Source organism: Wenzhouxiangella sp. XN24, from assembly GCF_011064545.1.
Classification (GTDB): Bacteria; Pseudomonadota; Gammaproteobacteria; order Steroidobacterales; family XN24; genus XN24.
On record NZ_JAAMFG010000030.1, the window covers coordinates 135,446 to 158,047 of the forward strand.

29 protein-coding genes are annotated in these 22,602 nt (G+C 68.6%); 9 read left to right on the forward strand and 20 right to left on the reverse strand.

The features are described from left to right. Positions 1–8: 8 nt before the first annotated feature. Positions 9–728: a hypothetical protein gene (locus tag G6032_RS06825; RefSeq protein ID WP_165281391.1), complete on the forward strand. Its 720-nt coding sequence runs from the start codon at positions 9–11 to the stop codon at positions 726–728. 10 nt (positions 729–738) lie between these two features. Here G6032_RS06825 and G6032_RS06830 read toward each other — a convergent pair whose 3' ends face one another. From G6032_RS06830 to G6032_RS06850, 5 genes are read right to left on the reverse strand one after another with little or no spacing between them, the layout of a single operon-like run. After that, positions 739–1,341, reverse strand: a complete 603-nt coding sequence (locus G6032_RS06830; protein ID WP_165281392.1) for a response regulator transcription factor — start codon at positions 1,339–1,341, stop codon at positions 739–741. After that, positions 1,338–2,510, reverse strand: a complete 1,173-nt coding sequence (locus G6032_RS06835; RefSeq protein ID WP_165281393.1) for a histidine kinase — start codon at positions 2,508–2,510, stop codon at positions 1,338–1,340. Before G6032_RS06835 ends, G6032_RS06830 begins: the two co-directional genes overlap by 4 nt. Then, positions 2,456–3,739: an amidohydrolase family protein gene (locus G6032_RS06840; protein WP_165281394.1), complete on the reverse strand. Its 1,284-nt coding sequence runs from the start codon at positions 3,737–3,739 to the stop codon at positions 2,456–2,458. The genes G6032_RS06835 and G6032_RS06840 overlap by 55 nt, the downstream gene beginning before the upstream one ends. Positions 3,740–3,758: 19 nt before the next feature. Continuing rightward, entirely contained in the window at positions 3,759–4,493 is a 735-nt protein-coding gene (locus G6032_RS06845; RefSeq protein WP_165281395.1) for an ABC transporter permease, read from the reverse strand. After that, on the reverse strand, positions 4,493–5,200 hold the full coding sequence (locus tag G6032_RS06850; RefSeq protein ID WP_165281396.1) for an ABC transporter ATP-binding protein: 708 nt from the start codon (positions 5,198–5,200) through the stop codon (positions 4,493–4,495). Before G6032_RS06850 ends, G6032_RS06845 begins: the two co-directional genes overlap by 1 nt. 141 nt (positions 5,201–5,341) lie before the next feature. Here G6032_RS06850 and G6032_RS06855 point away from each other — a divergent pair, with 141 nt between their 5' ends. Further along, the gene (locus tag G6032_RS06855) at positions 5,342–5,710 is read left to right on the forward strand and encodes a DUF423 domain-containing protein (protein WP_165281397.1); all 369 of its coding nucleotides are present in this window, start codon (positions 5,342–5,344) and stop codon (positions 5,708–5,710) included. 22 nt (positions 5,711–5,732) lie between these two features. On the opposite strand, the gene G6032_RS06860 is transcribed toward G6032_RS06855, so the two are convergent. The 3 genes from G6032_RS06860 to G6032_RS06870 are packed head-to-tail and all read right to left on the reverse strand — an operon-like array spanning position 5,733 to position 9,068. Further along, positions 5,733–6,833 (reverse strand): PilT/PilU family type 4a pilus ATPase, encoded by a 1,101-nt coding sequence (locus tag G6032_RS06860; RefSeq protein ID WP_165281398.1) that lies wholly within the window; start codon positions 6,831–6,833, stop codon positions 5,733–5,735. After that, positions 6,817–7,986 (reverse strand): PilT/PilU family type 4a pilus ATPase, encoded by a 1,170-nt coding sequence (locus G6032_RS06865; RefSeq protein WP_165281399.1) that lies wholly within the window; start codon positions 7,984–7,986, stop codon positions 6,817–6,819. The genes G6032_RS06860 and G6032_RS06865 overlap by 17 nt, the downstream gene beginning before the upstream one ends. Before the next feature lie 41 nt (positions 7,987–8,027). After that, complete coding sequence (locus tag G6032_RS06870) at positions 8,028–9,068, reverse strand: type IV pilus twitching motility protein PilT (RefSeq protein WP_165281400.1); 1,041 nt, start codon at positions 9,066–9,068, stop codon at positions 8,028–8,030. 89 nt (positions 9,069–9,157) lie between these two features. On the opposite strand from G6032_RS06870, the gene G6032_RS06875 reads away from it, so the two are divergent. The 5 genes from G6032_RS06875 to G6032_RS06895 all read left to right on the forward strand — a co-directional run bounded on the left by G6032_RS06875 (position 9,158) and on the right by G6032_RS06895 (position 12,432). Beyond that, on the forward strand, positions 9,158–9,859 hold the full coding sequence (locus G6032_RS06875) for a YggS family pyridoxal phosphate-dependent enzyme (RefSeq protein ID WP_165281401.1): 702 nt from the start codon (positions 9,158–9,160) through the stop codon (positions 9,857–9,859). A gap of 31 nt (positions 9,860–9,890) precedes the next feature. Next, positions 9,891–10,718 (forward strand): pyrroline-5-carboxylate reductase, encoded by an 828-nt coding sequence (gene proC / locus G6032_RS06880; protein WP_165281402.1) that lies wholly within the window; start codon positions 9,891–9,893, stop codon positions 10,716–10,718. A gap of 63 nt (positions 10,719–10,781) precedes the next feature. Further along, complete coding sequence (locus G6032_RS06885) at positions 10,782–11,330, forward strand: YggT family protein (protein WP_165281403.1); 549 nt, start codon at positions 10,782–10,784, stop codon at positions 11,328–11,330. A 136-nt stretch (positions 11,331–11,466) separates the two neighbouring features. After that, complete coding sequence (locus tag G6032_RS06890) at positions 11,467–11,967, forward strand: DUF4426 domain-containing protein (RefSeq protein WP_165281404.1); 501 nt, start codon at positions 11,467–11,469, stop codon at positions 11,965–11,967. Between the two features lie 126 nt (positions 11,968–12,093). Then, positions 12,094–12,432 carry an HU family DNA-binding protein gene (locus G6032_RS06895; RefSeq protein ID WP_165281405.1) on the forward strand — a complete coding sequence of 113 codons (339 nt, stop codon included), beginning with the start codon at positions 12,094–12,096 and terminating at the stop codon, positions 12,430–12,432. Positions 12,433–12,465: 33 nt separating this feature from the next. Here G6032_RS06895 and G6032_RS06900 read toward each other — a convergent pair whose 3' ends face one another. Then, positions 12,466–12,930: a TerB family tellurite resistance protein gene (locus G6032_RS06900; protein WP_165281406.1), complete on the reverse strand. Its 465-nt coding sequence runs from the start codon at positions 12,928–12,930 to the stop codon at positions 12,466–12,468. Continuing rightward, complete coding sequence (locus tag G6032_RS06905; protein WP_206211853.1) at positions 12,927–13,598, reverse strand: alpha/beta fold hydrolase; 672 nt, start codon at positions 13,596–13,598, stop codon at positions 12,927–12,929. The genes G6032_RS06900 and G6032_RS06905 overlap by 4 nt, the downstream gene beginning before the upstream one ends. A gap of 35 nt (positions 13,599–13,633) precedes the next feature. Between G6032_RS06905 and rocD the strand changes: the two genes are divergently transcribed. Both rocD and G6032_RS06915 read left to right on the forward strand, forming a co-directional pair. Then, entirely contained in the window at positions 13,634–14,860 is a 1,227-nt protein-coding gene (gene rocD / locus G6032_RS06910; protein ID WP_165281407.1) for an ornithine--oxo-acid transaminase, read from the forward strand. A gap of 34 nt (positions 14,861–14,894) precedes the next feature. Continuing rightward, positions 14,895–15,527: a YbhB/YbcL family Raf kinase inhibitor-like protein gene (locus G6032_RS06915; RefSeq protein WP_165281408.1), complete on the forward strand. Its 633-nt coding sequence runs from the start codon at positions 14,895–14,897 to the stop codon at positions 15,525–15,527. Here G6032_RS06915 and G6032_RS06920 read toward each other — a convergent pair. The 10 genes from G6032_RS06920 to G6032_RS06960 form a co-directional block, all read right to left on the reverse strand. Next, positions 15,524–15,994 (reverse strand): TonB family protein, encoded by a 471-nt coding sequence (locus G6032_RS06920; RefSeq protein ID WP_165281409.1) that lies wholly within the window; start codon positions 15,992–15,994, stop codon positions 15,524–15,526. The two genes, G6032_RS06915 and G6032_RS06920, sit on opposite strands and share 4 nt — an antisense overlap. A gap of 43 nt (positions 15,995–16,037) precedes the next feature. Beyond that, a complete protein-coding gene (locus tag G6032_RS06925) occupies positions 16,038–16,475 on the reverse strand; it encodes an FKBP-type peptidyl-prolyl cis-trans isomerase (RefSeq protein WP_240902043.1) in 438 nt (145 codons plus the stop codon). An 84-nt stretch (positions 16,476–16,559) separates the two neighbouring features. Further along, complete coding sequence (locus G6032_RS06930) at positions 16,560–16,835, reverse strand: hypothetical protein (RefSeq protein ID WP_165281410.1); 276 nt, start codon at positions 16,833–16,835, stop codon at positions 16,560–16,562. Further along, positions 16,832–17,008, reverse strand: a complete 177-nt coding sequence (locus G6032_RS06935; protein WP_165281411.1) for a hypothetical protein — start codon at positions 17,006–17,008, stop codon at positions 16,832–16,834. Before G6032_RS06935 ends, G6032_RS06930 begins: the two co-directional genes overlap by 4 nt. A gap of 91 nt (positions 17,009–17,099) precedes the next feature. Further along, positions 17,100–17,921 carry a DUF6544 family protein gene (locus G6032_RS06940; protein WP_165281412.1) on the reverse strand — a complete coding sequence of 274 codons (822 nt, stop codon included), beginning with the start codon at positions 17,919–17,921 and terminating at the stop codon, positions 17,100–17,102. 48 nt (positions 17,922–17,969) lie between these two features. After that, positions 17,970–18,158: a hypothetical protein gene (locus G6032_RS06945; protein ID WP_165281413.1), complete on the reverse strand. Its 189-nt coding sequence runs from the start codon at positions 18,156–18,158 to the stop codon at positions 17,970–17,972. A gap of 411 nt (positions 18,159–18,569) precedes the next feature. Further along, positions 18,570–19,937: a nucleotide 5'-monophosphate nucleosidase PpnN gene (gene ppnN / locus G6032_RS06950; protein ID WP_346763774.1), complete on the reverse strand. Its 1,368-nt coding sequence runs from the start codon at positions 19,935–19,937 to the stop codon at positions 18,570–18,572. Beyond that, positions 19,934–20,491: a L,D-transpeptidase family protein gene (locus G6032_RS15470; protein WP_240902045.1), complete on the reverse strand. Its 558-nt coding sequence runs from the start codon at positions 20,489–20,491 to the stop codon at positions 19,934–19,936. The genes ppnN and G6032_RS15470 overlap by 4 nt, the downstream gene beginning before the upstream one ends. A 57-nt stretch (positions 20,492–20,548) precedes the next feature. Then, entirely contained in the window at positions 20,549–22,027 is a 1,479-nt protein-coding gene (locus G6032_RS06955) for a Zn-dependent hydrolase (protein WP_165281415.1), read from the reverse strand. A gap of 13 nt (positions 22,028–22,040) precedes the next feature. Then, positions 22,041–22,544 (reverse strand): hypothetical protein, encoded by a 504-nt coding sequence (locus tag G6032_RS06960; protein WP_165281416.1) that lies wholly within the window; start codon positions 22,542–22,544, stop codon positions 22,041–22,043. Positions 22,545–22,602: the final 58 nt, after the last annotated feature.

The window sequence follows — 22,602 nt, forward strand, 5'->3', positions numbered from 1 at the left end:
AGGACGACATGGCTCAATACCTGAGAATCGGCGCCGTATTGCTGGCACTGGTGGCGCTGGCCGGCTGCGACAGCGAGACGGAAGTGATCGTGGTCGACTGCGTGGGCCCCGATCTCGGCTTCGACGGCCACTGGTTCGGCGCCATGGAGGACGACACCGGTGCGCTGTTCACCCTGGAATGGCAGGTGTGCGGCGATCGCATCACGCGCGAGGCCGTGAACGGCTTCGCCTCGAGCGTCTCCGGCCAGATCTGGCCAACCGGCACCGGCACCTGGGAGGGCAGGCTCAGCGACGGCACCTGGCTCCGGTTGCTCTCGGATCCCGCGCGGCGTCACCTGCTGGTGGTGAACGACCTGTTCGAGTTCGCCGTGCTCGAGCGCGGGGCGACAGGCCTGCCCGGCTGGTTCCTCAGTGACCTCGATGGACAGTGGCGTGGACTCGAAGCGTACGACGACTGGCGTCCGGCGTTCGTGCAGGGCAGCGCGGCGTTGTGCGGCGGCGGACGGTGCGACACCGTGGCGGATGACGGCTTCGCCGCGACGCTGTATTTCGACGTCCTGGACGCGGCCTTCGGCATGTATCGCGGCGACTTCGTCGACTCCGCCGGCAATGCCGGTCTGGCCGGCGCGCTGATGAGTCCCGACCTGCTGTTCCTCGGCACTTACACCTGCCCGGACGGCTTCAACGGCCCGTGGGACTGCACCTTCGGCGCGCTGAGTTTCGACTGAGGCCGCGCGGCTACAGCCAGCCCTGGTCGCGCGCGATGCGGAATGCCTCGATGCGATTGTCCGCATTGAGCTTGCCGATCGCCTCCGACAGGTAGTTGCGCACGGTGCCGTCGGCGAGGTGCAGCCGCTTGCCGATCTCGGCGTTGCCAAGGCCTTCGCCGGCGAGGCGCAGGATCTGCCGCTCGCGATCGGTCAGCGGATCCTTGTTGTCGAAGGCGGTCAGAGCGAGTTCGGGGTCGATCACCCGCTCCCCCCGGTGCACGCGCCGGACCGCGTCGGCGAGGCGCTCCGCCGGCGTGTCCTTCAGCAGGTAGCCGCGCACGCCCGCCTCCAGCGCCCGGCGAAGATAGCCGGGCCGCGCAAAGGTGGTCAGCACCAGCACGCCGGCCTGCGGCCGCGTCGCGCGCACCCATTCGGCCAACTCCAGGCCGGTGGCCCCGGGCATTTCGATGTCGGTGATCAGCACGTCGGGCGCATGCTCGAGAAACAGCGCCCGGGCCGCATTGCCATCGCACGCGCGCCCCACCACCTCGAGGTCGGGCTCGAGGTCCAGCAGCGCGGCAAGGGCGCCGAGCAGCAGTGCCTGGTCCTCGGCCAGCAACAGGCGGATCATTCTTCACCCACCGGCAGGCGGGCGACCAGGTGGCCGCCGTGGCCCGCGACGACGTCCAGCGCGCCGCCGATCGATTCGAGGCGCGCGCGCATCCCTTCCACGCCGCTGCCGCCCCCACGGATGCCGCCGCGGCCGTCGTCGCGGATCTCGATGACGACCTCTCCCCCGGGTTCGCCGGCGCGACTGCGTCGCAGCGACAGGGTGCAGGTACGGGCGCGCGCGTGGCGGATGATGTTGGTCACCGCCTCACGGATGACCAGTCCCAGCATCGCCTCGCTGCAGCGGGGCAACGCGATCCCGGGATCACGCTCCAGCACCAGCTCGACATCGGCGGCACGCAGCGCAAGGCGCGCCTGCTCCAGCGCCTCGTCGAGCGATTGCTCGTGGAAACCGCTGATGGTCTCGCGCACTTCGGCGAGCGAGCGCCGGGCCGTGACGCCGATCGAGGCGATCTCCTCCCGCGCGCGTGCCGGATCCCGCGCCACCAGCCGTTCGGCCAGCTCGCTCTTCACCGCGATCAGCGACAGCGTGTGGCCGAGCACGTCGTGCAGGTCGCGTGCGATGCGCTCGCGCTCCGCCACGCGCGCCAGGCGCCGCACCTCGGACTGGCTGAGCCGCAACTCGGCATTGCGCCGCCCCTGTTCGCCAAAAAAAATGTTGGCGGCGCCGATGATCACGCTGACGAACACCCCGGGCAGCCAGAAGGCGAGCATCGGCTGGAACACCCAGGCAGTGACGGCGGCCAGCCCCACAACCGCCGCGACCACGACGGCCGCGGTGCGCGGCGGGCCGACACGGTAAGCGAAGCTGGCGGCGAAGATAAACCACACACTGGCGCCGGGGTTGACCGGGCTCCATGCCACCGCCAGGGCGGCGATCGCCGCAACGTGCCACAGGGCCGCGCTGCCGCGGCGGCGAAAGGCGCTGAAATAAAGCGCCAGGAACAAGACGATACTCGCCGCACCGAGGATTATCTCCAGCGGACCGACGGGGCGCAAAAACCACGCGACGAAAAAGAAGCCGAGGTAGACGAGCCAGAGGTACGCCGTCCACCCCTGGTCCGATTCAGGCGGCACGAGGCGCTGGTGCAGCGCCCGCAGAGTCGCCCGGGCACTCAACGCAGGCGCGCCGCGGACGATTTCAGCATCACGGGATGGCCGTTCTTCCATATCCTCTCGATACGCGCCGTGTTGTCGATATCCTCGCGCGGATCGCCTTCCAGCAGCAACAGGTCGGCCCGGCAGCCTGGTTGCAGGCATCCCCGGTCCGGCAGGCCGAAGGCGCGCGCAGGATTCGAGGTGGCTGCGCGCAGGGCCGCGATCGGCGCCAGGCCTGCTTCGACCAGCAGCGCCAGCTCATGGTGCAGGCTCGCCCCGTGCGCCGTGCCGGGGTTGGGTGCATCGCTCCCCGCAAGGAGCGGCACGCCGGCCTCGTGCAGGGCCCGCACCCCCGCCAGGACCATCGGCCAGCGGTCCCGGCGCGCCGCGGTTCCGGGAAACGCCTGGCCGAGCGTCTGCGCCTGCATCGGCGACAGCCGCGCGCCCAACACCGGGTGCTCGCTGAGCTCGGCAGCCCCCGAGTGCCCGTGGCTCGCGGCCAGCACCGTCGCGGTCGGCATGATCCAGGCCCCGGCCGACTGCGCCGCGGCGATAAATTGCGCATCCACCGGCGCATCCACGAACAGGTGGACCAGCCCGTCCACCCCCGCATCGAGCGCCATACGGGCCGCCGCGTAGGTCGAGACGTGGGCGACTGCGAGCACGCCGCGCGCATGCGCCGCGGCCACCAGCGCGCGCACGGTATCCGGCGCGAGCGTCGGCAGCTCGCGGCCCCAGTTCGAGCCGTCCTCGATGACGATCTTGATGTAATCGGAGCCCTCCTCCAGCCGCGCCGCAACCCACTCCGCGGGATCCGTGTCGTTCAGCGTCGGCACCGGGAAACCGAACTGCGTGCCATGCCCGCCCGGCACCGTCGCCAGGTAGCCGGCCGAAAACAGGTCGGCGCGCTTGGTGGCGGAGAGCGACTCGCGCTCCGCGCGGACCTGCACCGAATCCATCGGCATGCGAAACATGTCGAGCAGGGTGGTCACACCGAAACGCAGTGCGTCCTCCCGCGCCGCGCCGAACACGTGCGCATGAGCGTCTATCAGCCCGGGCAGCGCCGTCCTGCCGCGCCCGTCGATCACCGTGGCGCCGGTGGGCACCTCGATGTCATGACCGGCGGCCAGCACCCGGCCATCCGCGAGGATGACGGTGGCATCCTCGAGAAAGTCCGTGCCGTCGAACAGGCGCACGTCGATGATGGCGGTCACCGGCGACCCTGCGCCGCTCGGGGCGGGACCGGGCAGCGACAACACCACCAGTACCAGCAGGCCGAGCAACACGCCGATTGCGGTCATGTTTTTCATGGATCTGCCGCTAGCGTCCCGCGCCGTCCAGCCGTCGCCAGCCCAGCACGGTGGCCGCGCCGCACAGCACCGTGAACGCCCCAAGGTTGGCCAGCGCCACGCCCCAGTCGGCGGGTTTTGCGCCCGTGACGTCGAGCGCCAGGGCCGCGAGGTGATACGGCGGCAGCCATACGGCGAGCGCCTGCAAGCCGGCCGGCAGCTGCGTGGCGGGAATCCACAGCCCGGAGAGGAAACCGAGCGGCAGGTAAACGAGATTGACGGCCGGCGGGGCGGCACTCGGTTTCAGCCAGAGACCCATGGCAAGCCCCATCAGGCAGAACGGCAGGGCGCCGGCCACCAGCACCGCCGCCAGCGCGAACCACTGGTGGGTGTGCAGGCGCACGCCGCCGAAGCCGGCCGCCAGCGCACTTATCATCACTACGATCAGCAGGCTGAACAGCAGGGCGCCGAACACCTTGCCGGCGATCACCGCGTAGATCGGCGCGGGCGACGCGCGCAGCAACAACAACCAGCCCTGCGCGCGCTCCATGGCGATGCCCACGCCGAAGGCGAACAGCGCCGCCCCCATCACGCCGAAGGTCGCGAAGGTGCACAGCAGCCACAGCGACTGTCCCGGCAGCATCAGCAGGCCGAAGAAACTGTAGAACATCACGGGGAACAACAGCGTAGGCAGGGTATAGGCGGGCGTGCGCACCAGGTTGAGCCATTGCGCCTCCATCAGCCGCATGGCGGGATTCGCCGCCATCACGACACCTCCTCCATCGTCAGCGAGAAATACATTGCCTCGAGATCGTCTCCGACCGAGTCCACGGGGCCCTGGTGCAGGATCCGTCCGCGGTCCAGCACGACCACGCGGTCCGCCAGGCGCCGGGCCTCGTCCATGAAATGGGTGCACAGGAGAATCGATGCGCCGGCGGCGCGGCGCGCCTCGATGGCCCGCCACACCTGGCGCCGGGCCGCCGGATCCAGGCCGGTGGTCGGCTCGTCTAGAATCATCCAGTCGGGGCCGCCGACGGCGGCGAGGGCGTACAGCACGCGCTGCTGCTGGCCGCCGGACAGGCGGTCATAGCGGCGCCGCTCGAGCCCCTGCAGGCGGGCTTCCTCGACCAAGGCATCGAAGGGGTCCGTGGCGCCGTAGAAACTGGCGAACAGCTGCAACAGCTCGCCCACTTCCAGGTTGCCCTGCACGCCACTGGATTGCAGCATCGTGCCGATGCGCGTCCGGCAGGCCGGGTCGGACGGCGAACGGTCGTCGAACAGCCGTACCGTGCCCGCCTGCACCGGCAACAGCCCGAGCAACAGGTGAATCAATGTCGTCTTGCCGGCCCCGTTCGGCCCCAGCAGGGCGGTTACCTCGCCCGCCGCCAGCACCAGGTCGATGCCGTCGAGGGCTTGAGTGTTCCCGTAAGTGTGGCGCACGCCGCGACATACGGCGACCGGTGACTTGGACATGAGCTGCTCCCCGTATGGTCCAGCCTCATTCTGCGCAGCGGTCCTGCGGCCGCCCAGTGACGCGCCTCAGGGATCACGAGTGACAAATGTCATATGCTGTGTGCCTCGCACCACGCACTACGCGATCGAGGGAACACACCGATGAAAGCCTATGTCATCCTCGGCGCCCTGCTCGGCGGCCTCAGCGTCGCGGCCGGCGCATTCGGCGCGCATGCGCTGCGGGCCCAGCTGGAGCCGCGCATGCTCGAGGTCTTCGAGACCGCCGCGCGCTACCAGATGTTTCATGCCCTCGCGCTGTTCGCGGTGGCGTGGATGATCCAGCAGACGGGCGCCGTCGCGGCGCACGTGGCCGGTTGGGCCTTTCTCGCGGGGATCGTGCTGTTTTCCGGCTCGCTCTACGTGATGGCGCTGACCGGCGTGCGCGGGATCGGTGCGATCACGCCCATCGGCGGGGTCGCCTTCATGGTTGGCTGGGCGGCGCTGGCCGTCGCGGCGTTGAAACTGAAATAGCGGATACGACCCCGCGGCGGCGCTAGCCGAAGTTGATGCGCGCCTCGAGGTCCACGCTCGAGTCGGCGTAGGCCAGCGCCCGCTCGAGGTCGATGCGGCCTTCCTTGAAGAGCTTGAACAGCGAGTGGTCGAAGCTCTGCATGTCGCCCTGGCTGGTCTCGCGGATGGCCTGCTTGATACCGCCGATGTCGCCCTGGGAAATCAGCTCCGCGATATGCGGCGTGTTGAGCAGCACTTCGACCGCCGCGACGCGCTTGTTGTCGGTGCCGATGATCAGCCGCTGCGCGATGATCGCCGACAGGTAGTGCGACATGTCCATCAGCACCTGGCGGTGCTGGCCCTGCGGGAACATGTTGATGATCCGGTCGAGCGTCTCGGAGGCGTTGTTGGCGTGCAGCGTCGCGATGGCCAGATGCCCGGTGCCGGCCAGGGTGATGGCGGCCTCCATGGTCTCCTGGTCGCGAATCTCGCCGATCAGCACCACGTCGGGGGCGGCGCGCATCGCGCTCTTGAGCGCGCGCGCATAGGAATGCGTGTCCCAGCCGAGCTCGCGCTGGTTGATGATCGATTTCTTGTTCGGATGGAGGAACTCGATCGGGTCCTCGATGGTGATGATGTGGTCGCTGTAGGTCTCGTTGCGATGATTCAGCATCGCGGCGAGGGTGGTGGACTTGCCCGAACCCGTCGCGCCGACCATCAGCAACAGGCCGCGCTTTTTCAGCGACAGCTCCTTCAGCACCCGCGGCAGGCCGAGTTCGTCGAGGCGCGGCATTTCGAGCGTGATGTAGCGCAGCACGATGGCGAGGTTGCCCCGCTGGCGGAACACGTTGGCGCGGAAGCGGCCGAGGCCCTGCTCGGAGATCGCGAAATCCAGTTCGTGCTCGCGCTCCAGGGTGCGCTTCTGGGCGTCCGTCATGATCGACATGGCGATTTCGTTGATCACCTCGACCGACATGATGTCCTTGCCCACCGCCACGATCTGGCCCTCGATCTTGATCTTGATCGGCGCCATGGGCGTGAAAAACAGGTCGGAGGCCGACTTGTCGGCCATGAGCTTCAGGTAGGGCCTGAGCTTGAACACCGCCGGGGGTGGCGGCACCAGGTTGTCAGATGTCTCGGCCATAGTTTTGTGTCTTCGATTCTTCTGCGAGGCGCAAGCTTTCGGAACCGTCGTCGCCGGACTTGAATTCGCGCTTGCTCTCGAGCTTGATGCGGAGGCGCAGCTCGTTGCGCGAATCCGCGTTGCGCAGGGCATCCTCGTAAGAGATCTTGCCGTCCTCGAACAGGTCGAACAGCGCCTGGTCGAAAGTCTTCATGCCGAGACGGGTGGAGCGGGCCATGACTTCCTTGAGCTGGTGGACCTCGCCCTTGAAGATCAGGTCCGAGATCAGCGGCGAGGCCAGCATGACCTCCATGGCGGCGATCCGCCCGGCGCCGCCCGAGCGCGGCAGCAGCCGCTGCGCGATGATGCCCTTGATGTTCAGCGACATGTCCATGAGGAGCTGGTCGCGCTTGTCTTCCGGGAAGAAGTTGATGACGCGGTCGAGCGCCTGGTTGGCGCTGTTGGCGTGCAGGGTGGCGAGGCACAGGTGGCCGGTCTCGGCGAACTGGATGCCGTACTCCATCGTCTCCCGGTCGCGGATCTCGCCGATGAGGATGACGTCGGGCGCCTGGCGCAGGGTGTTCTTCAGCGCCACCTCCCAGGACTCGGTGTCGATCCCGACCTCGCGCTGCGTCACCACGCAGTTCTTGTGCGTGTGGACGTACTCGACGGGGTCCTCGATGGTGATGATGTGGCCCTTCGAATTGTCGTTGCGGTAGCCGAGCATCGCGGCAAGGGTCGTGGACTTGCCGCTGCCGGTGCCGCCGACGATCAGCACCAGGCCGCGCTTGGTCATCGCCACGTCCTTCAGCACGGGCGGCAGCTCGAGTTCCTCGATGGTCGGGATCTTGGTGTTGATGGTGCGCATCACGGCGCCGCTGGCGCCCTGCTGGATGAACGCGCTGACGCGGAAGCGCCCGATGCGCGGCGGCGCGATCGCGAAGTTGCATTCCTTGGTCGCGTCGTACTGCTTGGTCTGGCGATCGTTCATGATCGAGCGCACCAGCGTGGCGCTCTGCTGCGGCGTCAGGGGCTGGTCGGTGACCGGCTTGACGCGTCCGTCGATCTTGATCGCCGGCGGGAAACCCGCCGTGAGGAACAGGTCGGAACCATCGACCTCGACCATCTTCCGCAGCAGTTCATGGATGAACCTGATCGCCTGATCGCGTTCCATATCAGCAGACCCCGGTGCGAGTGATTGTTATGGGGGACACCTCAGAAGGTTTCCTTGTTCTGGGCCCGGTAGCGCGCTTCCTCGCGGCTGACGAGGCCCTTGCGCAGCAGGTCCTGCAGGCACTGGTCCAGCGTCTGCATGCCGAGCGCCTGGCCCGTCTGGATCGCGGAGTACATCTGCGCGATCTTGCCTTCGCGAATCAGGTTCCGGATCGCCGCCGAGCCGATCATGATCTCGTGCGCCGCGACCCGCCCGCCGCCGATCTTCTTCAGCAGCGTCTGGCTGATGACGGCGCGCAATGACTCGGAGAGCATCGAGCGCACCATTTCCTTCTCGCCGGCCGGGAACACGTCCACCACGCGATCGATCGTCTTGGCCGCGGAACTCGTGTGCAGCGTGCCGAACACCAGGTGCCCGGTCTCGGCCGCCGTCAGCGCCAGGCGGATGGTCTCGAGATCGCGCATTTCGCCGACCAGCACCACGTCCGGGTCCTCGCGCAGGGCGGAGCGCAACGCCTCGGCGAAACCCAGCGTGTCGCGGTGGACCTCGCGCTGGTTGATGAGCGACTTCTTGCTCTCGTGCACGAACTCGATCGGGTCCTCGATGGTGAGGATGTGATCCGGCCGGTTGTCGTTGACGTGGTCGATCATCGCCGCCAGCGTGGTCGATTTACCGGAGCCCGTGGGCCCGGTCACCAGCACGATGCCGCGCGGGTACATCGAGATGTCCTTGAAGATCTTCGGCGCATTCAGGTCGTCGAGCGTCATGATCTTCGACGGAATGGTGCGGAACACCGCCCCCGCCCCGCGATGCTGGTTGAACGCGTTCACGCGAAAGCGCGCCAGCTCGGGGATCTCGAAGGAGAAATCGGTCTCGAAGAACTCCTCGTAGTCCTTGCGCTGCTTGTCGTTCATGATGTCGTAGACCATGCTGTGCACTTCCTTGTGCGTCAGCGAGGGCATGTTGATGCGCTTGACGTCGCCGTCGATGCGGATCATGGGCGGCACCCCGGAAGAGAGGTGCAGGTCCGAGGCGCCGTTCTTGACGGAAAAACGGAGCAGCTGCTCGATGTCTACGGCCATCGTCGATCCCTTGAATTGCTGCCCTGTCAGGCGCTTGCCGCCCGGCGGCGACTGTTTTCCGAAGTATACATAACATGGTTCCGGGGAATATGACGGGGTTCTCAGAAAGCAGTATCGCGACACGGCTCGAGGCGGTGCACGAACGCATCGCCCGGGCGGCCACGGCCGCCGGCCGGGCGCCCGCCGAAGTGCGTCTCATTGGCGTCAGCAAGCGGCAATCCCTCGAGGCGGTGCGCGCAGCACGGGCGGCGGGACTGGAGGACTTCGGCGAGAACTTCCTGCAGGAAGCCCTGGCCAAGATGGACGGCCTCGGCCCCGCGACGGCACGTTGGCACTTCATCGGCGCCCTGCAATCCAACAAGACCGCCGCGGTCGCAGAGCGCTTCGACTGGGTGCACAGCGTGGACCGGCTGAAACTCGCCCAGCGACTCTCGCGGCAGCGCCCGGAGAGCCTCGCCCCCCTGAACGTGTGCATCCAGGTGCACATCGGCGACGAGGCCTCGAAGTCGGGCGTCTCCCCGGCGGCCACCGCGGAGCTTGCCCACGGCATCGCCGCCCTGCCGCGACTGCGGCTGCGCGGGCTGATGGCCGTGCCCCCGCCCGAACATGACCCGGCGCGACAGCGCGCCTGGTTCCGGCAGCTCGCCGAACTCCAGGCCGGCCTCTGTGCCGCGGGGCTCGCGCTCGACACGCTGTCGATGGGCATGTCCGGCGATCTCGAGGCGGCGATCGCCGAGGGCGCGACGCTGGTGCGCGTCGGCACCGCCATCTTCGGCCCACGTCCCACGTAACGGCGCGATCCGCTATTCTTTGCCCAGGATCATGAAAGACACCCTGATCGCATTCATCGGCGGCGGCAACATGACGCGCAGCATCGTCGGCGGGCTGCTCGCCGACGGCGTGCCTGCAAGACGGCTGCGCATCGCGGAGCCCGATGCGGAACGTCGCGCGGCACTGCAACGGGACTTCGGGGTCGCCGTCTCCGCGGACAACGCCGCCACGGCGGCCGGCGCCGACGTCGTCCTGCTGGCCGTCAAGCCGCAAGTCCTGCAAGCCGTCGCGCGTGACCTGGCGCCGGCCCTGTCGGGCACCGGGGCGCTGGCCGTCTCCATCGCCGCAGGGATCCGCAGCGCCGACCTCGCGCGCTGGCTCGGCGATACGGTCCCGGTCGTCCGTGCGATGCCGAACACGCCGGCGCTGCTCGGCTGCGGCGCGACCGTGCTATGCGCGGGCCCGGGCGCGAACGCGAATCACCGCGAACTGGCCGAGAGCATCCTGCGCGCGGTCGGCTCGGTGAGCTGGATCACCGACGAAATGCAGATGGACACCGTCACGGCGCTGTCGGGCAGCGGGCCTGCGTATTTCTTCCTGCTCACCGAAGCGATGGCCGACGCGGCGGCAGCCGCAGGCCTCGATCCGGAGCTCGCGCGCCTGCTGGCGGTCGAGACCGCGCTCGGCGCGGCCCGCATGGCGATCGAGAGCGGCGAGGACATCGCCGTCCTGCGCCGGCGCGTCACTTCACCCGGCGGCACGACCGAGGCCGCGGTCGGCACATTGGAGCAAGGCGGCTTGCGTGAACTCGTGCGCGCCGCGCTGACACAGGCGGCGACACGCTCCCGCGAACTTGCAGAACGACTGGGCGACGATTAAAAAGGGAGCCGGCCCGACACAGGGTTCCGCCGGCCCCGCCCACCACCGGAGACTTCCCGCGACATGAACGCCGCGCTGTTTTTCGTCATCAAGACACTGCTGGACCTTTACCTGATCGCGTATATCCTCAGGTTTCTCCTGCAGTGGGTGCGGGCGGATTTCCATAATCCACTGTCGCAGTTCATCCTGCGGATCACCGACCCGGTGGTGCGGCCCCTGCGACGCGTCGTGCCCGGCTGGCGGGGAGTGGACCTGTCGCCGCTGGTCGCGCTGCTGATATTGCAACTGCTCGTCACGACCATGCTCCAGTTCATGGCGGTCGGCACCGTGACCGACCCCCTGACGCTGACTTACTACGCGGTCCTGCGCATCATCATCGGCACGATCAGGCTGTATTTCTTCGCCATCCTCGTGCACGTCATCATCAGCTGGGTCAGTCCCGGGCACTGGAATCCGCTCATCAACGTAATCCAGAGCCTGGTGCAGCCGGTGCTTCGCCCGATCCGCCGCATCATCCCGCCGATCGGCGGCCTCGACCTGACGCCGCTGTTCGTGCTGATCGGCCTGCAGGCGCTGTTGATCATGATCCGTGTGCCGGGATACCTGCTCTGAAACATCCCGGCAGCGGAGTGACCGCGAAAAAACACTGTAAAAACCCTGCTCAAACGCCTTGCCGATATCCGCAAGGCGGTCGACTTGAGCTATAGTTCCCTGCTGGAGCGTAACTGAAACCCCGGAGGTGAAACGGATGAGCCGAACAAGAGCCCTGTTCGCCGTCGCCGTCGCCTGCCTGGCGGCCCTGGCTACAGCCTGCGGAAGGGACGCGTCACGCGATTCGCAGGGCGCGCCGCCGGCCCGGGAGATCACCCGGCCGAGCTCCGAGACTTTCGGCGACTACATAGTGCACTTCAACGCGCAGTCGACCACCATGCTACCTGCACAGGTTGCGCGCGCTTTCGGCATCCAGCGGGGGGAGAACCGCGCCATGCTGAACATCGCGGTGTTGCGCCGTGACGCAGGAAGCGAGGAAATGGCCGTCGAAGCCGACGTGAACGTCGCGGCGAGCAACCTGCTCGGGCAGGTCAAGAATGTCCGCCTGCGAGAGCTGCGCGAGGGTGAGGCGATCTACTACATCGGCGAGATCACGGTGGCGAACGAGGAAATCGTCAAGTTCGACATCTCGGTCCAGCCCGAGGGGCTGGAACGGCCGTACGAATTCAGTTTCAAGCAGCAGTTCTACACGAACTGAGGCAAAAACCGGGCAAACCGGGGCGGACACGCCGGCAGGACATGCGGTCGATGAGGACCGACCGATTGTCCAGGCACCCGCAGCGGCGAACCCTTCACCAGCAAGACGACAAGGCAGGAGTACCAGATGGCCGTTAAGAAGAAGGCAGCCCCGGCGCCGAAAAAAGTAGCGAAAGCGCCAACCAAGGCCGAGATCATTACGCAGATCTCGGAGAAGACGGATCTCACCAAGAAAGACGTGGGCGCCGTATTCGACGAACTCAACGCGATCATCAAGAAGTCGCTGAAGTCGGCAAGCGAGTTCTCGATGCCCGGCCTGATGAAGGTCCGCGTGGTCAAGAAGCCCGCCACCAAGGCCCGCCTTGGCAAGAACCCCTTCACCGGCGAAGAGATCATGATCAAGGCCAAGCCGGCGCGGAAGACCGTCAAGGTCACCGCCCTCAAGGGCCTCAAGGATATGGTCTGACGGCGCGGGCCCGGCGGATGACGCCGGGCCCCGTCACCTCGGGGCGACCCCGCCCCGTTGCAAGGCATTCGCGCGGATGCTGGCGTACTCCGCACGCCGCAGGTGCAACAGGTCGGCGAGCTTGGACAGCAGGTGCTGCTCGTGCTTGTCGAAATGCCCGTCGCTGGCCGCCACCTCCGCCACCATTTCCACCACCTTGCGGCGTTCAGCCGCCGACAGCGTGGCATTCAGCACGCGGGTGAACTCGAACAGCGAGACCGAGTGCTCGAGACTGTCCGCAGCGCGCGCCAGCAACCCTTCCGCCGCATCCCGCTCGATGGCGAAGTGCCGCGCCAGCATCGTCTCCGCTTCACGCCGCTCCTCGGGCGTCTCGTCGTCGCCCGCCCGCGCCATTTCCAGCAGCAGCGCGGCAGTGGCGAGGCGCAGGTCGTGCCCGCCGCCCTGTCCGTCGTCTTCACCGAGTGTCTCCACCAGCAGTTTTTTCAGCTTTCCGATCACGCGATATCCTCTCCGGCCTCGCCCAGGAAATCCTGCACGACGCCTTGCAGTTCAGCCAGCCGGCCATGAAAAAAATGGCTCGTCTCAGGCAGTAATTCCAGTCGCGGCGGGTTCTGCAGGGCTGCTGCCCAGGCCGCCACTTCGCGGTAATCCAGCAACTCGTCGGCCTCGCCCTGCACCACCAGCCACGGACACCCGGGCGCGGGCGTCTCCCCGACCGGGAAGCGGCCCACCGGCGGCGCCACCGTGACCAGCGCCGCCGGGCGCGCCGTGGCCGCGGCCCGCAAGGCGACATGGGCGCCGAACGAGAACCCTGCCAGCCACAAGGGGCACCCGGGCCATCGGTCGCGAGCCCACGCCACGACCGCGAGGGCGTCGTCCGTCTCGCCGCGACCTTCGTCCCAGGTGCCGGCGCTCCGGCCCACGCCGCGAAAATTGAAGCGCACCGCCGGCGCGCCCAGCCGATTCGCCGCGCGGGCCACCGTGTGCACCACCTTGTTGCGCATCGTGCCCTGGTGCAGGGGATGTGGATGACAGACCACGGCGATCGCCGCGGGTTCCCCTTCGGGCGCCTCGACGATGGCCTCGAGCGGGCCGGAGGGACCGGGGATTTCCAGCATTTCCGGCCGTGGCGGCCGCCACGGCTGATCACGGTACACTATGTTCATCTGCATAGAATGCCGCAAGGCGAGGAACGCGCGCCATGCATCCGCTGATCGAACTCGAGGATCGTTACTGCGCCCACAACTACCATCCGCTCCCCGTGGTGCTGGTGCGGGGCGAGGGGCCCTACGTCTGGGACGACCAGGGCCGGCGCTACGTGGACATGATGAGCGCCTACTCCGCCGTCAGTCACGGCCACGCCCACCCGCGCATCGTCGCGGCCCTCATCGAGCAGGCCAGGAACCTCAACATTGTTTCGCGCGCGTTTCACAGCGACCGGCTCGGCGCGTTCCTCGAGCTGGCGTGCACGCTGACAGGGCAGGACATGGCGCTGCCGATGAACACCGGGGCGGAGGCCGTGGAGACCGCGCTCAAGGCGGTGCGCAAGTGGGCCTGGAAAACCAAGGGCGTGCCGGACGGGCAGGCCGAGATCATCGCCTGCGAGGGTAATTTCCACGGCCGCACCATCGCCGTGTGCGGGCTGTCCACCGAAAGCCAGTACCGCGAAGGCTTCGGCCCCTTTCCGCCCGGCCTGCGCACCGTGCCCTACGGCGATGCCGCGGCGCTCGAGGCCGCGATCACCCCGCATACCGCCGCGTTCCTGGTCGAGCCGATCCAGGGCGAAGGCGGGATCGTCATCCCGCCGGCAGGCTACCTCTCGGCCTGCGCCGAGATCTGCCGGCGCCACAACGTGATGCTGATCGCGGACGAGATCCAGACCGGCCTCGGGCGCACCGGCAAGCTGCTGGCCTGCGAGCACGAGGGCGTGAAGCCGGACGGGCTGGTGCTCGGCAAGGCGCTGGGCGGGGGGATCCTCCCGGTGTCGATGTTCCTCGCGCGGCGCGATCTCATGGCGGTGTTCTCTCCGGGCGATCACGGCAGCACCTTCGGCGGGAATCCGCTCGCCGCGGCCGTCGGGCTCGAGGCGCTGCGCGTATTGCAGGACGAGGACCTGGTGGCGCAGAGCGCCGCCAAGGGCGCCTGGCTGCTGGGGGAGTTGCGCCAGCTGGACAGCCCGATGCTGCGGGAAGCCCGCGGGCGCGGCCTGTTCATCGGTCTCGACATCGATCCGGCGCACGCCCGGGCGCGGAGCATCGTCGAGCGGCTCATGAGCCGGGGCCTGCTCAGCAAGGAAACCCACGAGACGGTCGTGCGTCTCGCGCCGCCGCTCGGCATTCCGCAGGCGCTGCTCGAGTGGTCGCTCGAACAGATCCGCGAGGTATTCGCCGAGATGGACGCCGAGGCGGGAGCCACGGCGTCGGCCTGACCCGAACCATGACCCAGCAGAGGAGCGAAGCACGATGAAACTGATCGTCGAAGGCATCGACAACGACGCAGAAATTCCCGAGAAGTTCGCATTCGGCGTGCAGGATCCGGACGCGCATGTGCGGCTCGGCGAGAATCTCAACCCCGCCATCCGCTGGGAGGGGCTGCCCGAGGGCACGCGCACCGTGGTGCTGATCTGCGTGGACACCGACGTGCCGACGCGCCCGGACGACGTGAACCAGGAAGGCCGCAGCGTGCCGGCGTCACTGCCCCGCGGGCGCTTCTACCACTGGGTGATGGTGGATGTGCCGCCCGACCTGGAAGGCATCGCCGAGGGCGAGTGCAGCCGGGGCGTCACGGCGCGCGGCAAGTCGTCGCCGGCCGGGCCGGAAGGCGCGCGACAGGGACGCAACGATTACACCGCCTGGTTCGAGGGCGACGAGAACATGGCCGGGATCTACCTGGGCTACGACGGCCCCTGCCCGCCGTGGAACGATTCGATCCCGCACCACTACCGTTTCGTCGCCTATGCCACCGACCTGGAACGCTGCCCCGTAGAAGGCGCATTCGGCGGCGAGGAGGTGGAGAAGTTGCTGGTGGGCCACGTGCTCGCGAGCGCCGAGGTCACCGGGCTGTATTCGCTCAACCCGGACGTGCCGGCGACCTAGTCCCGGTTCGGCGGGATCGCGTCGGGATCGACCTTGAACGGCACCACCTCGACGTAGGTCTCGCCGCCGGCGCGGGCCGGGTAACGACGCTGGCGCACCTGCCGCAGGGCCTGGTCCTCGTAGACGCCGGCCGGCAGCGCGTTGACGACCTGTGCCTCGCGCACCCGGCCCTCGGCATCCACCTCGACCTCGATCTGCACGAAGCCCGACACCTCGCGCCGCGGGATCTCGAGCGGCTCGACCGGCGGCGCGACGCGGCGCTCGGGCAGGCGGCGATCCTGGTCCGCGCCGATCAGTTCGGCCACGTCCACCCGGTCGCTCTGCGAGAGCACCTCCACCGGATGGACGTAGAGTGTCTCCTCGGGCTGGTCGAACAGGCCGAAGGCCGCCAGCGAGGCGACCAGCAGGCCCAGCACCACCACCGAGGCGATGACCGCCGAGAACAGGAAACGCAGCGGCTTGATCATGACTGCGGACCGGGCCTCGCGGCGTCGCGTGTGCCGGCCGTCATCACTCGATACCCAGCAACTCGACGTCGAACACCAGGGTCGCATTCGGCGGAATCACGCCGCCGGCGCCGCGGCTGCCGTAGCCGAGCTCGGGCGGAATGATCAGCCGGCGACGTTCGCCGACCTGCATGCCGGGCACGCCCTGGTCCCAGCCCTGGATGACGCGTCCGGCCCCCAGCGGGAAGCGGAACGGCTGGCCGCGGTCGAGCGAGCTGTCGAACTTCTTGCCCTTGCCCTCCTCCGCGGCCGGATCGAACAGCCAGCCGGTGTAGTGCATCACCGCCGTGCTGCCGGTCGTGATGGTCTCGCCCTCGCCGGGGGCGAGATCGACGATCACCAGCTCGGTCGGCGGCGTCGCGGGCGTGTCCACGGGCGGCGAGCAACCGTACAGCGTCGGCGCGGAAAACGAGGCGATCAACAGGGCGAATCGGCGCATCATGAAGCTCCAGGAAATCGGAGCGAGCACCATAGTTCAGGGTCGGCGCGCGGCGCAAGCCATGCGCGCGCTCCGGACCAGCGGCGCCTAGGTCGCGGCGGAATCGTGGGGCTTGCGCGCCAGGCCGGCGAGGTAGGGATCCTGGTCGGCCGAATCGGAGCCCCCCGCGTGATCGGGCGCCTGCGCCGGTGCAGCCTCCCGGGCCCCGCCGTCACTCGCCTCCCTGCGCGACGCGGCGTGGAACGGCCGACGACCCTGGCGGGCCAGCGCGCCGAGATAGGGATCGTAATCCCCCTGCCAGGTGCGATCGTCATCGAGCATGCTGGCGGGCCAGTCGGCGGGACGGGGCGTCTTTTCGCTCACGGCAGGACCGGGCCGATGAGCAGGGTGATGCCGAGCCCTATCGAAACGCCGCCGAAGCCCGCGACCGCCACGCCGGCGAGTCCAGGCAGCAAATCGCTCATGCCGATCAGCACCTGCCCGGCCGCAGCCAGCAGGTCATCGAGGTCGTCCGCCCATTGCAACATCACTTCCACGATCGGCTCCCGCCGTTTGGATTCTCGGCGTCCAAGTTGCCACGACCTTTTTGCCGATACCGTGACAGGCCTCCCGAAAACGAAGGCGGCCTCAGAACCAGCGAATGTCGTCCACGGAGACCTGCATGAAATCCTCGCGATCATCCGTCCCGATGCCCCAGGCCGCCACGAGCCGCGAAGGCACGCAGAAATCGCCCCACCGCTCCTCGGCCTCCACGCTGACGCCATAGGGCGCGATCGAGGTCTCGCCGCTGGCCGACACGCGCCGCCGCACGAGGCTGATTTCACGCAGGCGGCCGTCGTCCGCCACGGCCACGGTCATGGCGGTCTTGCCGCCGGCCGGCGTGACCACGGCGCGATCCGGGTCGCCGCTCGCCCACACCGCCCCCCGTTGCGGCGTCAGCGCGGACGGCAGCCAGATGAGTTCGACCATCAGGCGCCCTGCGGCGGAGCGCGCCATTTCCGGCCGGCGCTCATCGATCGCCGGCCACCAGTCCGCGAGGTGGTATTCGACGCCGGCGTCGTCGCCGAACAACCAGTCGGAGCCATGCAGGCCGAGGCGTCGCAGGACGCCGACGCGCGCCTCCCAGAGGAAACCGCGCTCTGCGCAGATGCGCTGCCGCGCCTCGAACGGCACCCAGTCGTCGGCGGCCACGCGCAGGCGACCGCTCATGCGCACGTCCACCGAACGGGCGAGCGGGGCATCGGGCGCGAGTGCGCGACGCAGGTAACTGGCCGCGGGGCCAGGCAATGCATCGACGGTGGCGACGTGGAAACGGTCGCCGCCGACATTGGACTGCAACAGGATGTCGCGCAGCCGTGCGCGACGCTCGCGACGCAGGCGCCGGGCCCGGGCCAGCCAGCCGATGCCGGTCAGCGCGACCAGCAAAGCCAGCAGGACGATCAGCGGCATGGTGACCCGCCTCGCCCGGCCAGGCGACGGCGCGGGCGCGAGATCGCCTCAGGCGGCGGGTGAATCCCGCTCGGTGGACGGATGATCGCGGGCGGCCTCGGGGCCGTCTGCGGCGGGTGGCGTCGGTTCGACGGCACGCGCGGCCGCTTCGCGGGCGCGCGCGATCCAGGACCAGGCGTCCAGCGTTCGTCCCCGGTGCCCCCGGGCCGCCTGTTCCTCGGCAGGTTCATTGATCAACTCTCTGGCTCCTTCGCGAAACCGTGATGCACCCCAAAGGCGCGCCTGCAAGATCCGGCTCTTTCAGGACTCGGCATCCCACGCCGCCTTGACGCGCGCGGCCCAGGCCTTGTACCCCCGGAGCGTGTAGATCGAATCTTCCTCGCCGACGCCCGCTCTCATGCCCACCGCCGCGCTCCCTGCGGAGCGGTCCGGCGGAGGTGGCGGCAGGATCGGCAAACGGGACCGCGGCGGTCTCCGCTTCCGTTCTGGTCCGGCCATGAGGGGGCGTCCTTCTGATACGAATGGCGGCCAGAATAGGGGCCCCGGCGGCGGACGCACCGTGACCCGCATCACAGCGTCGCTGCACTGCGACCGCCGGACTGCGTTAATGTGAGGGAAGTCACGGGAATGTAACGTAGCGCGGCTCGTTCAGGCCACGAGGCGGTAGCACGGGCGGTATTCGAAGCCCGGCAGCCGCATGCGGTGCTGGGCCACGAAGGCCTGGAGCAGGGCATCCATCAGGTCCATGATCTCCCGATCGCCGCGCAGCTCGAAAGGACCGTGTTCCTCGATGCGCCGGATGCCCTCGTCCTTGACATTGCCGGCGACGATGCCGGAAAACGCGCGGCGCAGGTTCGCGGCGAGCTGGTGCGGTGGCTGCTCGCGGCTGAGATCGAGAGCGGCCATGGCCTCGTGCGTCGGCAGGAAGGGCTGCTGGAAATCCGCCTCCACCCGCAGCCGCCAGTTGAAGAACCAGGCATCGCCCTTGTCCCGACGGTATTCCTTGACCTCCGCCAGGCCCCGGCGCATCACCCGGGCGACCCGTTCCGCGTCATCGAGAATGACCTGGTAACGTTGCGTCGCCTCTGGCCCGATGGTGCCGCGCAGGAAGCGGTCGACCTGCTCGAAATAAGGCGCTGCGGAGCCGGGCCCGGCGAGCACCAGCGGGAAGGGCAGCTCCCTGTTGGCGGGGTTCAGCAGGATGCCGAGCACGTAGAACAGCTCCTCGGTCGTGCCCGCCCCGCCCGGGAACACGATGATGCCGTGGCCGAAGCGCGTGAAGGCCTCGAGGCGTTTCTCGATGTCCGGCATGATCACCAGCTCGTTCACCAGCGGGTTCGGCGGCTCGGCGGCGATGATCCCCGGCTCCGTGACGCCGACGTAGCGCCCGTCCCGGATGCGCTGCTTGGCGTGTGCCACCGCCGCGCCTTTCATGGGGCCCTTCATGGCGCCCGGGCCGCAGCCGGTGCAGATGTTCAGGCCCCTGAGGCCGAGGTGGTAGCCGACGCTCTTGGAGAAGTCGTATTCCTCGCGGCCGATCGAGTGGCCGCCCCAGCAGACCACGAGGTCCGGGGGGGTGCGGGTCTTCAACACCCGCGCGTTGCGCAGGATCTGGAACACCGCATCGGTCATCGCCGCAGGCGTGTCGAGCCCGTTGCGTCCCTCGATCTCGTTGCTGACGTACACCACGTCGCGCAACACCGCGAACAGGTGCTCGCGGATGCCGTGGATCAGTTCACCGTCGACGAAGGCCTGCGCAGGCGCGTTCTGCAGGCGCAGGCGGATGCCGCGCTCCACCTGCAGAAGCTCGATGCGGAAATCGGCGTAGCGCTCGAACACCGCGCGCGCATCGTCGAGCTGGCTGCCGGTGTTCAAGACCGCGAGGGCGCAGCGGCGCAACCGCTCGCGCAGGTCGCCGCGCCCCACGTCGCGCAACTTGGCGACTTCGAGTTGCGACAGCAGGTCCATGCTGCCGACCGGCGAGACGGTGACGGTGTCGGGAAACTTCTCCGTCACGGCAGGATCGTGATGGGCGTGTCGTCGGGCACCGACAACCAGATGTCGATCATGGCCGAGTTGCTCACGGCGATGCAGCCGTCCGTCCAGTCGGCATAGAGGTAATGGTCCGAGGGATGCTCCGGCTCGTTCGGCAGGCCGTGGATCATGATGTTGTTGCCGGGCGGGACGCCGCGCTCGCGGGCGCGCCGGATGTCGTCGCCGTTCGGATAGGACACGCGCATGGCGAGAAAGAAGGCGCTGTCGGGATTGCGCCAGTCGAGACGGTAGGTGCCCTCGGGCGTGCGCTGGTCGCCTTCGCGCTGCTTGTGGCCTTCCGGGTTCGCGCCGAGCGCGATCGGGAAAGTGCGGAACACCTGGCCCTCGCTGTGCAGTTCGAGCCGCCGCTCTGCCTTGTGCACCACGACGTGGTCCGCCATCGGGTGCTCCGTGGCGGTGCCCGGTCGCGTCGCCATGTCGCCCAGGGCCACCGCGGGCAGCCCGCAGCAGGCGATGAAGAGCGCGGCCAGGGGCCCGGCGAGGCGGATCCGTCGCGATGCGGAGTCGTGCTTCATGGGGATCCATTCTAGTGGGCGGCGTCCGGCCGGGAAACACCGGGCGCGAGGACGGGTTCACAGTCCCAGCAGATTCTCTCCCTGGCGAAACACCAGCCCGGTCGGCACGCCGGCGCCGGCGAGACGCGCCAGGTCCTCGCGAAGCTCCGGACGCAAGCCGGCCAGGTCCGCCACCAGCGCGGCCGCCCCGGCCTCGTCGCCGGCCCCCTGCAGGGTCAGCAGTTGCGCCGCCAGCGTCTCCGTCGCCGCGCGCATGGCGACCGGATCGATGCGGTATGTGCCGCTCGCCATGTCGCGCCGGAAGGCGCCCCAGTCGCGAAAGTAATTGAATACCAGCAGCCGGGCGCGCCCGGTGGCGCTGGTGGCGTCGAAGCGGATTGCGTGCAGCAGCCCGGCGAGAAACCCCGCCTGGTGCTCCAGCGGCTTGGTGTCGGGCAGTTCGCCATGCGCCTGCAGCCAGTCCACCAGCCAGAGCGACAACACCGCCCCCTTGGCGGCCTCGATGGTGGCCGCCTGCGCGCCGAGGGCCTCGTGGACCGTCTGCCGGTCGTCGATGGTCCGCTGCACGCCCAGCGCATGCGCCATTTCCTCGAGCATCGTGTTCAGGAAGAAGGGCTCGAAGCGCACCGCGTCGCGCAACTCCGGCGCCAGCAGTTCCGCAGCGACCGGGGCGACCAGCGCATCGAAGCGCGCGCGCATGATGTTGCGCAGCTGCAGCGCGCGCGGCCCCTGCTGCAGTCGCACGCGCCGGTCGGCCGCCACCTCGGCACGCCCTTCCCCGGCACGCGCTGCGCCGTGGCCAGCCTGGTACAGGAGGTCGTAGACGGCGAGCTTCATGTCCACCTGCGGCACCGTCGCCTTGAACGCCTCCGACACGGGCAAGGTGCGCTGCACGCGTGGCAGGAACACGGTGAAACCCGCGAGGCGTGCACCCCAGGCCCAGTCACGCAGCAGCAAGTGGGTACTGAAGGCGGCCTTCAGCCCGAAACGCGTGTCGGCGGCCGTGTCGAAGGGCCCGATGAGCACGTCCACGTCGCTGTCGCGCAACGCCAGCCAGGCCGCGTCGGCCCGCGCGTGGTCATCGGTGAGAAGAGCGCGGGCGCGCAATACCAGGTAATGGCGCAGCGGCTCGTGGCGCGTGACCTCGGCCGCGCGCGCCAGCAGTCGGGCGACCTGCCCCAGCTCAGGCGCCCAGGCTTCGTGGTAAGGCACCGCCTCGAGCGCGCCGTCCGCGTGGCGCACGATGCGGGTGTAAGGGTCCGTGGCCGCGGGATCCTCCCAGGCCGCGAACTCGGCGTCGCTCATGTCCTCCGGATAGAAGCCGCCGGGCGCCATCTGCCGGCGATACAGGCCGTCGATGATGTCCGCGGCGCGAATCAGCAGGCGGATGATTTCCACCTGGCGCAGGCTCGCCCCGCTGAGGTCGGCCACCAGGTCTACCGTCTGCACGGCGCCGCGCTCGGGCGGCGGCGCGATCTGCGCGACGCTCATGGGCGTCACGGCAAACAGCAGCAGCAGGACGGCGGAACGAAGCACGGCGCCGAACTGCCTATTGGCCAGGGTCCGGCACGAAGCGTCCGCGGGCGTCGTAGAACCAGTCCGGCTCGCCCAGCATCGCCAACTCGAAATCCAGCGCCTCGACCGGGACGGCGTGGAGCAGGCGTTCGCCCTCCAGGTACAACAGGAACACGCGCCCCGCCTCGGGCTCGATATCGCAGGGCACCCAGTAGCCGCTGAGAGAGATCCGGCGTGGCGTGGGCGCCTGCCACCCTTCCAGCGCCTCGAAGACGTAGGTCGCCGAGAGTGGTGCATCCCGGACCGCGTCGCCAGGCGCGTCGTCGGGCGACGGCAGCTCCACGTCTACGCGCAGCTCCAGCCTGGCAGCCACCACCGACTTCGCGTCCCTGAGCAGCTGCGCCGCCGCCACCTCGTCGTAGTCGTAGCCGCGCAGCACCGGTGGTTGCGGCGGATCGGGATTGCAGGCGGCCGTCGCGGCCCAGCCGGCGTGGGCCAGCAGCAGGGCGACGACGGGGGCGATGCACAGTGGTCTCATAGGCGAATTCTAGCGACGAATGCGCGCCGGAGCATGCCTACGCTGCCGAAGCGCTTTA